Genomic DNA, 11,803 nt, shown 5'->3' on the forward strand with positions numbered 1-11,803 from the left:
GCAATCTGCTTTTTGAAAAGAGGTATAACGCTTCCATTAGATCCAAGTACGTTACCAAATCTTACTGCTACGAATTCTGTATCATAATGCTTATTAAAGGTCTGAATGATCATCTCACAGATACGCTTGCTGGCACCCATGATATTAGTAGGATTAACAGCCTTATCTGTAGATATCATTACGAACTTCTCAGCACCATTTTGAGCTGCTGCCATAGCAGTCTTAAATGTACCAAATACATTGTTCTTGATAGCTTCATTAGGACTGTCTTCCATAAGAGGAACATGCTTATGAGCTGCTGCATGATATACTATCTGAGGCTTGTAATGTTCAAATATCCAGTTAACTCTGCTTGTATTACGAACAGATGCTATAAGAACCTGAAGATCAAGATCAGGATACTTGTTCTTAAGTTCCTGTTGAATATCATAGGCATTGTTCTCATATATATCTACTATAAGAAGCTGCTTAGGGCCGTGGCCTGCTATCTGTCTGCAAAGCTCACTTCCTATTGATCCTCCGCCACCTGTTACACATACAACCTTACCCTTTACATAACCAAGGATAGAATCTATATCAACACTGACAGGATCTCTTCCTAGAAGGTCTTCGATCTCAACATTATGAAGTCTTGATACATTAACATCTCCGTTAACAAGCTGATATACACCAGGGAGAGTCTTTAGTTCACAGTTAGTCTCCTTACAGATTTCAAGGATCTTACTGATCTCTTTCCTTGGTGCAGAAGGAATGGCAAGGATTATCTGATCGATCTCATAAAGGTCGGCACATTCCTTGATCTTATCTCTTCCGCCAACTACGCGTACACCCTGGATAAATCTTCCCCATTTATTGGGGTCATCGTCTATGATGCACTTAACTCTCATCGTAAGATAGAGGCTGTTAACTATCTCCTTGATGATAACATTAGCAGCTTCTCCTGCTCCTATTACCATTACAGAAGCTGCATCATGACCCTTTTCACGCTTATGCTTCTGGGATCTTATGAATCTGTATGAGAACCTGCTTACAAAGATAAAAGTTATAAGGAAGAATGTGTACAGGAAATAGTAGCTCTGAGGAACAGGCTGTTTCTCAATCTTGAAGAACTGAAGTCCTATTGCATTAATTACACCTGATATAGTACAGGACACAACAAGGTTTTGAAGTTCCATCTCACCTGCAAATGCCCACAAGCTGTCGTATAACCTGAATGCAGCAAATATGGCTAAAGTAATTATTATATTAAATACAAGGAATTCATTAATAGGCGTCATGAAGTGATCAGGTACACTTGAAACATTAAAGTCGTACCTCATTAAAACTGCCAGATAACTGGCAACTATAATACTAATAATGTCATATATAATTAAGACCAGTCTTCTGTAGAACTTAGCAGCATTAAAGCCTGGCTTTCTATTCTTATCACCCATGAGTCACAACCTCATTCTTGTAAATTCAATATATTCCCACCACCTAAACGTGGTGGGTTATCTTGATCATTTTATATCTTCTTACTTTTCTTTTCTTGCCTTAAACATTATAGCAGGAAGACAAAGCATAAGAGCAACTGTCATAGGATTGCACAGCTGGAAATTCCACTCTGTAAGTCCTGCAATTGCAAATCCTGTGATAACTGCAAATGGAACAGCAGCTCCAAATAATTCTTTGTTTCTGAAATAGTATACACCACTAAAGGCTATACCTGCCACTATCAAAAGTCCAAATAGTATACCTACAGGTATTCCGTGGTCATAAGCTACCTGGATATATACATTATGAGCATGAGCGAGTACTTCGCCATCTTCTGCAGTAGCTCCCATCTCATTATGGCCTGTCATATTAAGCTCTTTGAGATAAGCTTTCCAGATATCAATTCGGCCATTACTATAGTCGCTATCTGAATCACTCTCTTCAGAAGATTCATCTGCATTATCGTCTTCTGGTATATCCTCGCTATCAGAGCTTTCTTCAGTATTATCGCTTTCTGTGATAACTTCACTATCAGAATTGGCTTCTGCTTCAGCATCACCCAAAACAGACTCTTCATCTTCGACAGCTTCAGCAACAAAGATTCCATCATCGCTTGATGCTATAAGCTTTTCGGCTCCTTCTTCATCATATACTTCATACACGTAAGAATCTGAAGCTTTAATTGATGAAATCTCTTCGCTTATAAGATTACCATCTTCATCATATATATAATTACCATTTTCATCATAGTTATATGGGTCTTCGATGAAATCGTACTCTGTAGCACTTACTCCAAGGATCTTCTGCCTAAAGAGTGAATAGAAACGCTCAATTGACATGTACTTATAATCATCAAGATCTTTGCCACCTCTTGTACTTGGAGCAGCATCCTCAACTTCATAAAAGTATGGATGACCTACAAGTACAGGGACAATTCTTTGAAGTGTAAATGTCATAGGAAATGCTATGATAACTGCCACAATCAAGGCTCCAAGACTTTTTGCAAGGATGCCCATGGCATCTTTTCCTTCCCTTACTACTACCATTACGATAAGAAGTATTATTGTAACTGCAGCAGCAAGATATCCTGTCCTTGAAAGAGTGAATATCATATATGCTGATATCACACCAAAGAAGAACATCTCTTTCCATATACAGGAAATAAAATCTTTAAATCCTTTAATCTTACTTGCAGATGCTACCTTTGCTATAAGAAGGGCTGCTGCCATAACCTGCATTATAGTAAGATACTCAGCAGTAACAGTTACAGTATGGAACTGCATGGAATATCTTCCCATTACAAAGCCTGTGAAGTATCTGAAAAGGAGGCAGTACCCTATTGTATATACGATATTAAGGATAAGTCCGCCTGTTGCTATAATGTTCCACTTGGCACTTCTATCTGCCATATTCATGCGGATATACATAGCCGCAAATACAAGTGCAAGCACAACGCCCCACCATCTTGTATTTCTAAGAACTATAAGACATACAAAAAATGCTATTACAAATACTCCATAAAGGGTAATAGATGTAGATACTCCTGAAACCTTCTTAAGTAATAACCTGATCAGATATCTTATAAAATCCGCCACAAGGATAACGCATACTACAGCAATAGCTATTCCAAGCTTTAATATAAGATTATGAAGATCATACTCCTTCTCTGTAACAGGGAGCATATTCTGACCATAATAAACATATCCCCCTATAATTCCTGCTATAGTAATGACTATATTCTGAATGCTGACAAGTTCCTTTTTGGACTGAAAACATACTGTTATAAGAAGAAGGCACAGTACCATCTGGCGCTCAGATATGCTGTGATATATATCATACAGGTCATTCATGTACTGGGCTGAATATACAAGCGCAAGTGCTATAAGGGCCATCTGGACAGCTGACATTACTTTCTCATATATGCTTAATGATGAAAAGCTTGCGTCAGTTACCAAAGAAGCTTTTATAGCATCATTTCTCTTATGATTGATGGCATAAAGCGCTGCAATAAAAGCTATAAGTAGTCCAAGCTCGTAAAAGAATATATCACTTCCCCTGTCATCAAATATTTTAAGAGGAAATACCATTATGGCAAGTACTGCATATACGGCTATGGCAACAGGATTAAGGATATACTGACATGCCTTGTAAATAGTAATGTACTTATCCTTAGCTTCCCGGCATAAAGATCTGGTAACACCTACACGAGCACATCCTATCATGAATACCATGACAATAAGAGACAGACTCATAACCCTGGAGATCGGCACCTTATAGTTGTATTTTGCAAGAAGATGACTTCCTTCTACAACGGTATCCTGATAGTAGAACGTTCCTATAGCAGGATTGGTGCTTCCTTCAACGCTCTCTGTTCCAAGTACATAGGTAGCATGCCATACAGTAAATATAACCCTGTAATTGGTTCCTACTTCAAGATCAAGTCCAAGGGGTATATCTACATATCCTGGGAGTTCTTCTTCTCCAAGATCTATAGTCTCTTCATACATTACTTTCCAGTTATCTACATCCCAGAAAGTAATGTGCATATAGCGGCCTTTTGTAAGTTCATTTACATATACTGACAAGGAATCAATCCTGTCATACTGGGCTACAAAGTCCTGTATTGCATCATGGGTAGAATCTACTCCCTGTGTATAACCATTCTCTTCTCCGCCGCCAACTTCTGTCTGTACAAGATTCCATATTCTAAGCGGAAATATTGATATTATCACAGCAAGTGTGACTGCTATTATGGCAAAAGCAAATGCATGAAATTTCTTAACTTCTCTGTTCATTATTGTCCCCGTTTCCCTTTTCCATCATAATAAGATGCCTGAAAAATACCGGCATAAGAGGCGTAATATACCACAAAATAAGCATGTATCTTATAAGACTTACCGGTCCAAGCATAAGTGTAAGCCAGGTAAGAAATACAGGCATAAGAGGAAGGCATACTATAAGCTTTCTTCTTGTTAAAGTATAAAAGGCAAAGTACATCCATACCCAGAAATAAAATCCCATTGAAAAAAGAAGTGATACAACAGGCGTAGTCTGCTGGAATGGAGTAAGTGACATCTTGTAATAAAGCTTATCTATAAAGCCAAATGCAAGTGTCTGCCTCTCTCCCGGAGGCTCAACCTCATATTCGAAATAGCTGCTGTCTTCATAAGTAAAATGGGGCATCTGATGCCCTCTATACGGATTGATTACAGCAAAAGGATACCAGTAAGGATAGCAGGTAAGAAACCAGGCATTAAGATATGTCATAGGATGACTTACCATCATCTTGGCCCAAAGCTTCCAGTATGCAGATGAGTTAACATCATATTCTGCATTATTAAAAAATGACTTCATATAATCCGCTGCACGGATCTCATAAGTTCCAAGTGCTCTTTCTGATAAGAATGACAAGAGTACTTCCTTATCTTCTTCAGAAAAGTCTTCAGGGCTATAGCGCCAGGTCCTTGCAAGCTGCATGATTGATACAGTGATCATCTCCTGATGCTCGCTTGAATCTGCATTAAGAAAAGCTGTAAGACCGCTTTCTATAACAACTGATAAGATCACAGGAATAATAAAAAGGATAAGTACCTTCTTAAAATATTTCCTTAAAGCAAAGAGTCCAAAAGGAATAAATACTATATAAGCATAAAAACCGTTATGACGAAGAAGGCTCATCATCATAGCAGAAATGATCAAAAGGAAAATGTGTCTTTTGAATTTAAAGAAGTTCTCTGTATCCTTCAAAAGCTTCATAAGCTCTATAACTAGAAGCAGAAGGAAAGTAGAGAATAGTCCGTCCTTGGTAGAGCACAAAGTATACATAACAATTGTAGGGAACATTCCAAAAAAAAGGACTGAGATAACTCTGATTATTTTTTTTCCTTTATATACTGTCTTATTATTATCTTCAAGCTTAACTGTTATGCTACTTCTAAGATATGTAAGAGCATAAGCAAATACGCCTGTCATAAACAACATCTGAACAGTAAGATGGAAGCATATTCCGGCGTTCCATGAACCTGTAAGCTTATGCACAAAAGCAATATTACCACCAAGTAAAAGGACATGTACTAATGGATGATGGGTTGAAAAGTTCCTTGTAAGAACCTGGTTGAGCTCATCCTGCGCATCATAGCAAAAAAATCCCGGATACTCTGCAAGTATTACAGGAATCTGAAGAAGTATCAGTATGATCCAGATAGTAAGCCAGTATTTCTTATCAGCTGCTTCATCAAAATATGATGATATCCTTGCTACAAAGTTTCCTGACTTACTTGTCTTCTTAACATCATCTTTTATATAAAGTCTGCTATCAAGAAATTTCCATCCAAAAGGAGCAAGTGTACCTATGACAATAGATAATCCTATGAATACAAGGATTCCGGATACTGAAGTAAGTGTCAGGTGATCATAGGTTTCAAGCTGATAACCTGAAACCATAGCTGCGCTGAATAATATACCAAATATATATCCTAAAACTCTGTTTCTAACCATTAATTATCATCCTTATCATCTTCTGTCTTGGTATCAATCTCATCCCTTACAACGTACTGAGGATCATCATTTAAAGATATATATGATCTTCCTATATATTCACCTGCAAGGCCAACCATAAGCATAAGCATACCGCCCATAAATACAAGCACTGACATAAGCGCACTAAAACCAAGAGGAAGGATATCAAGCTGATCTCCAAGTACAAATTTCTTGATAATAGTAAAGATACCATATATAAATCCAATACATGCAAATATACATCCTGACATGGTAGCAACCCTGAGAGGCAGTATTGAAAAAGCTGTAAAGCCGTTCATCCACAGCTTTATAAGCTTTCCAAATGTATAGCCGCTACTTCCAACTTCTCTTGCCCTGTGATTGACATCAACATTGACAATATTTCTTGTGGTACGAAGTACGAGCCCTATAACATAAGGATATGAACCCTTGTATTTGCACATCTCATCTACAACAAATCTTCTTACTGCAAAATAGCTTGATACATACAAATCCTTGGGCTTACCTATCATTACATGAGCCATCCACTCATTCATTGCTGTACCAAAATTCCTGAATACAGAATGCTTCTTGTGTTCGTATCTTGCATAGGCTGCATCAGCTCCGCCCTCTATGGCCTCTATAAGCTTATAAGCTTCATTGGCAGGTGTCTGTCCGTCATCATCAAGGCAGATAACAATATCACCCTTTGACTTTCTAAGACCTGCCATAAGGGCTGCATGCTGACCGAAATTCTTGGCAAAATTAATTCCTTTAAGCTTATTATGGCTCTTACAAAGGCTCTCTATTGTAGCCCATGTATTATCAGGTGATCCGTCATTTATGCAGATAACCTCATAGTCATAATCCTGCATCTTACTCATAGAATCTTCTATTTCTTTAATTACGTTTCCAAGTGTATTTTCAGATCTGTAACATGGAATTACATAACTTATCATTTTTTTCATATAAGCTATTCTCTTTTCTACATACTAATGGGGAATATATTATATTCTCCAAAATAGAATATCAGGCTGCCGTAACTTTAATTATCCTGAATTGACCGGCAATAGTATCGACTTCATCAAGTACAATTTGTATGCCTTTATTATTATAATATGCTATAAGCCAATCCGTCGAATAATCGCTTTGTATTACAAGGTAGGCATTATCTGACAAAAGTGATGACTGAATATCTGTATATCCAAATGCCTCAAGTTTAGTTTCCTGTAATGGACTCTTTGAAGCCCAGCCTCCAAGTATATCATAATTATCAAGGCTGTTATCGGTATCCCCAAACATCTTCTCTGAATATGAAACAGATGTATAAACATCTATCCAGTAGAAATTATCAGGATTACTGTCTACATAGTCATAAAGCTCATTATAAGAAGCATTAACTATATCTCTTTCTGCCGCTTCAGCCCTTGTTATATTAACTGCATTTGGCATATAACACATCAAAACTATAATAGATAAAAGGATGCCTGTTTTGGCATAAAGCTTCCAATAGCTTATCTTCATATTCCATAAGATAATTCCCAGAAGAAGGGCCATCTCAGAGAACATAAGACCATGAGTTACTCTTATAGGATCTCTTTCACCGACCAGTATATACATCCACAAAAGGGTCCTTACTACAAATAAGACCGCAAGATATACAGCCGCAAATATTCCTGATCTTCTCCTTGTAATAGCAGCGAAGAATATACCAAAGTACATTATGAGTATGATGATATTCCAAGGGGCATCAGTCTGTGGATATTCAAAGCCTTCCTGAAGTCCAAAATGGTGAAGCCTGTAAATATACTTAGATAGGGCAGTCTTTATGCGCTGGGGCATAGGTGTTTCTTCCTTAATTGACTTTGCATAGGCTGCAACCTGAGCCATGATCTTTGAATCAATTTCTTCGTCAAGACCGAAGTTATAGTTAAATAATAGCTCAACCTCTGTCTCATCAAGTCCTATTGATTCATAGAATTCTTCATTGCCCTCGTATTCAGGGATTGTCTGATAATCGTAAAGCTCTGTTCTTGCATCAAAAAGGTCTCTGAATTCTGACCAGCTATCAGAGCTGTAAGCCGCCATATCAAGACCCTTACAAACTATAAGTCCTGCGAAAAGAACAAGTGCCCAGCGGATGTATACGACTTTGACTTTCTTCTTTTCTTCTTTATTATTTTCTTCTTTATTTTTTTCTTTATTATCTTCTATATTATTGTCTTCATTATTCCTAGCTTTTTGGACGCTTCCCTTATCTTCAAGATCAGCTATAAATCTATAACCCCAGGCCATACCTGCTATAGGGAGCATTAATAGGAGCATCTCAGATCGAACAAGAAATGACAGCCATATGATAAGGCATACAATGATCCTATTCTTTCTGCCACTTCCTGTTATAACTAAAAAGGTCGCTGTTCCAGCCATCATTGCTACGGTAAATGTATATTGGACATATACAAAATGTCCCATCATACATCCAGTAGCAAAGAAAATTTCCAGGATCACAGCCACAATTCTGCCCATTTTGTCACTGACAAGATCTATCGTCCTTTTAAATATCAGCAAAAGACATCCATACTGGCAAAGGCATAAAAAGATGCCGTATACATCAGCACCTCTAAATAGCCTGTAAATAAGGCTTATAAAGGCACTGACAGGATACAGCATCTGTATATTATGCGTAGAAGGAGTTCCGGTATAGTTGCCGGACAATATATCCTTCATAAGCACATCATCATTAAGATCAAAATAGTAATCAAATAATACTGCAATCATCAGCATTATTACCGCAGTGATTCCAGCTGCTATGCATAAATTTAAAAGAGTCCTCTTTTTACTGCTTTGCAACCTTTATCCTCCACCCGATTACATAGTCAGGATCAACGATCCTGACTGATTATTTACATTCAGCTTAGCTGAATTTGTAGTACTGTTTAACCCTGTTTATAACTTCATCTATCTCGTCATTACGAAGCTTGTAGTACATAGGAAGACGGAGAAGTCTCTCGCTTTCCTTAGTTGTATATACATCTTCACCATGGAATCTTGTATATTTAAGACCTGCTTTCGAAGAGTGAAGAGGTACATAGTGAGAAGCAGGAAGTATACAGTTACTCTTAAGATAACCAATAAGTCCTTCTCTGTCCTCAAGGTCTCTACACTTAATATAGAACATATGTGCATTATGTACACAGCCTTCAGGTACTACAGGAAGTTCTATAACTCCTTTTTCTTCCATAGGCTTTAGAGCCTGATAATATCTGTTCCAGTGATCCATACGTGCATTATTAATTTCATCAGCCATCTGAAGCTGTGCATACAGATATGCTGCGTTCATATCACTTGGAAGGAATGATGAACCGGGTTCAATCCAGGAATACTTATCAACCTTTCCAAGCTTATAAAGGGTACGGTTAGTACCTTTTTCTCTGATGATAATAGCATCATCAACATAGGTATCATCACGAAGAAGAAGTGCTCCGCCTTCACCCATGCTGTAGTTCTTGGTCTCATGGAATGAATAGTTACCAAAATCTCCAATTGATCCAAGAGCCTTACCCTTATAGGAAGCCATAACGCCCTGGGCTGCATCTTCTATTACAAGAAGATTATGACGTTTTGCTATATCCATGATGGTATCCATCTCACAGGCAACACCTGCATAATGTACAGGAACGATTGCTCTGGTCTTAGGGGTTATAGCATCTTCAATCTTATTTTCATCAATATTCATTGTATCAGGTCTGATATCAACGAATACTACTGTAGCTCCTCTAAGTACAAAAGCATTAGCTGTTGATACAAATGTGTAGGAAGGCATTATAACTTCATCGCCTTCTTTGATACCTGCAAGAAGTGCTGCCATCTCGGTAGCATGTGTGCAGGAGGTTGTAAGAAGTGCCTTCTTGACACCTGTCTTATTCTCTATCCATTCATTATCCTTGGCTGTAAATTCGCCGTCACCGCATATCTTCTGATTATCAACGCATACGCGGATATAATCCATCTCTTTACCTGTAAAAGGTGGTACGTTAAAAGGAATAAAATTGTCATTCATAGTCTTTACCTCCTTTGAAGCCTGAAATATCAGTCTTTTTTGAATACTATGAGCTTACTTATAACATAGTTAAGTGCTATTACAACAAAAGTTGCTGCAAGCTTAACAGGCATCTTTGGAAATCCAAGGTTTGTAATAAATATAAATATCAAAAGGTCCTCAACTACAAGCGTAAAAAGTCTTCCTGCTGTAAAGGATCCTGCCTGTTTGATGAAATCTTTTCTGTTATCTACTTTACCATCAAATACCCATGTCCTATTGGTAAAAAACTGGAAAGCAACGCATATAACCCAGTCAATAGTATTATTAACAAGCTCATCGATTTGCAATACGCTATCCATAAACCAGAAAAGGAAGATACTCAAAAAGAAAGCCAGTCCTCCAAAAAAGAGGTACATAAGTCCTTCCTTGTACTTCTTGTAAAAAGGTTCAAATATATTAAGGACAGGAAGTGACATTATCCTGTCAAAAATATCCTTATTTTCTTCTACCACCATCGTATTAACTCCTTATAAATATCATTTTGTAACCATCTAAAAAGGAAAAGTTCCTTCTAAACAATGGCCCTATAGATAGACTTAAATCACCTCTATCTTACAAAGGACTTAATTACATGGTGCATAGACAACATAATTACCGTCCTCAAAGACTATATTATAATCGTTTGACGCAATATAGTCCAATAATATATCAATCTTCTCGCAAGTAGTAATACTTTCCTGATATTTAGTCATGATATCAGCATCAGTAATAATAACAGGTCTTTCTGAAAGATACATTAAAGCCTCATCAAATTTATCGACCGTATTACTTTCAAGTGTTGGCCATGTCGTATAGATAGCAGGCTCCATATCAAAGACATATGAAAGACCGGGCGACTCTCCAAATTGTAAAAGCTCATATTCAAGAAGATCATTATCAGATAAAGTCTTATATAAGCTTTCTATCCTGTCAGCATTATATCCTGTTGTATATATACCTTTAAGCTTATCTACTACCGTAACCTTAGTATCTCTCTTCGTGCCATCGGCTCCGTCCACAAACGAATAGCCCATTTTGAACAAAGTTCCCTGAATTATAAGTACAAGTACTACCATGATAGACATGTATTTCCATGGAAAGTGAATAGCGCACTTTCTTGCAAAGCTTATTCTATCATCCGCTGTCTTAAATCCTGTTACCGGCTTATAAACCTGGCCCGCCCTTCTCGCAACGCGGCGAAGCTGGGTAAGTGTAATAGGTGCTACTATAAAGAGATTATTAACAATAGGGAATGTATAGTTATCACTTCCAAAGGGAGTTATCAGTATGACCATAAGAGAAAGAAAAGCAAATATCCTCTCTCCATCAGTTCCAGGCATTATAGATTTAGAACCTGCACTTACCCTAAAAGCAGATACTATATCAAGTATATCAAGGACAAGACTTAGTACTATGAACATCATTGCTATCTCAAACATTGAATCATAATACCAGTAATTGGTAGTAAATACGCCCGTGGAGAAATAGTACTTAACAAGTATAAGTATACCGCCTATATAAACTATCTTTGCAGCGTTAAGAACGCGGATACTAACTTTCCTTGAATCAAGGAAATAAAACATTATAACTCCGGCTATAATACATGGAATAATAACTGCCATCTCTATAAGAGTTGTCTTATAAGCGCCAAGTGTAAGAAGTGTTGTAAAAGCCATGCTGTGTGAATTACCGGAATCTCCCGATACTGCTGAAAGCCAGCTAAGCATTGACAAGTATGCATCTATTCCGTAC

At 37.5% G+C, this 11,803-nt stretch carries 8 protein-coding genes; all 8 read right to left on the reverse strand.

What is annotated here, in order from left to right; translation table 11 throughout:
• Positions 1–1,433, reverse strand: a 1,433-nt coding sequence (locus tag K6G87_RS04945; RefSeq protein ID WP_296834625.1) for an SDR family NAD(P)-dependent oxidoreductase, incomplete at its 3' end; no start/stop codon positions are given.
• Between the two features lie 81 nt (positions 1,434–1,514).
• Complete coding sequence (locus K6G87_RS04950; protein WP_296834627.1) at positions 1,515–4,268, reverse strand: O-antigen ligase family protein; 2,754 nt, start codon at positions 4,266–4,268, stop codon at positions 1,515–1,517.
• Complete coding sequence (locus K6G87_RS04955; protein WP_296834628.1) at positions 4,252–5,970, reverse strand: DUF6020 family protein; 1,719 nt, start codon at positions 5,968–5,970, stop codon at positions 4,252–4,254. Before K6G87_RS04955 ends, K6G87_RS04950 begins: the two co-directional genes overlap by 17 nt.
• Positions 5,970–6,938: a glycosyltransferase family 2 protein gene (locus K6G87_RS04960; protein ID WP_296834630.1), complete on the reverse strand. Its 969-nt coding sequence runs from the start codon at positions 6,936–6,938 to the stop codon at positions 5,970–5,972. Before K6G87_RS04960 ends, K6G87_RS04955 begins: the two co-directional genes overlap by 1 nt.
• 61 nt (positions 6,939–6,999) lie before the next feature.
• Entirely contained in the window at positions 7,000–8,820 is a 1,821-nt protein-coding gene (locus tag K6G87_RS04965; RefSeq protein ID WP_296834632.1) for a hypothetical protein, read from the reverse strand.
• A 64-nt stretch (positions 8,821–8,884) separates the two neighbouring features.
• The gene (rffA, locus tag K6G87_RS04970; protein ID WP_296834634.1) at positions 8,885–10,030 is read right to left on the reverse strand and encodes a dTDP-4-amino-4,6-dideoxygalactose transaminase; all 1,146 of its coding nucleotides are present in this window, start codon (positions 10,028–10,030) and stop codon (positions 8,885–8,887) included.
• 29 nt (positions 10,031–10,059) lie between these two features.
• Positions 10,060–10,527, reverse strand: a complete 468-nt coding sequence (locus tag K6G87_RS04975) for a GtrA family protein (RefSeq protein WP_296834635.1) — start codon at positions 10,525–10,527, stop codon at positions 10,060–10,062.
• Between the two features lie 108 nt (positions 10,528–10,635).
• The coding region (locus K6G87_RS04980; RefSeq protein WP_296834637.1) for a hypothetical protein at positions 10,636–11,803 on the reverse strand (1,168 nt) is incomplete at its 5' end.

The organism is Butyrivibrio sp. (genome assembly GCF_024699075.1).

Excerpts from the sequence above, each read along its gene's own strand:
- K6G87_RS04950 (WP_296834627.1), bottom strand. The coding sequence starts at position 4,268 with ATGAACAGAGAAGTTAAGAAATTTCATGCATTTGCTTTTGCCATAATA.
- K6G87_RS04955 (WP_296834628.1), bottom strand. The coding sequence starts at position 5,970 with ATGGTTAGAAACAGAGTTTTAGGATATATATTTGGTATATTATTCAGC.
- K6G87_RS04960 (WP_296834630.1), bottom strand. The coding sequence starts at position 6,938 with ATGAAAAAAATGATAAGTTATGTAATTCCATGTTACAGATCTGAAAAT.
- rffA (WP_296834634.1), bottom strand. The coding sequence starts at position 10,030 with ATGAATGACAATTTTATTCCTTTTAACGTACCACCTTTTACAGGTAAA.
- K6G87_RS04975 (WP_296834635.1), bottom strand. The coding sequence starts at position 10,527 with ATGGTGGTAGAAGAAAATAAGGATATTTTTGACAGGATAATGTCACTT.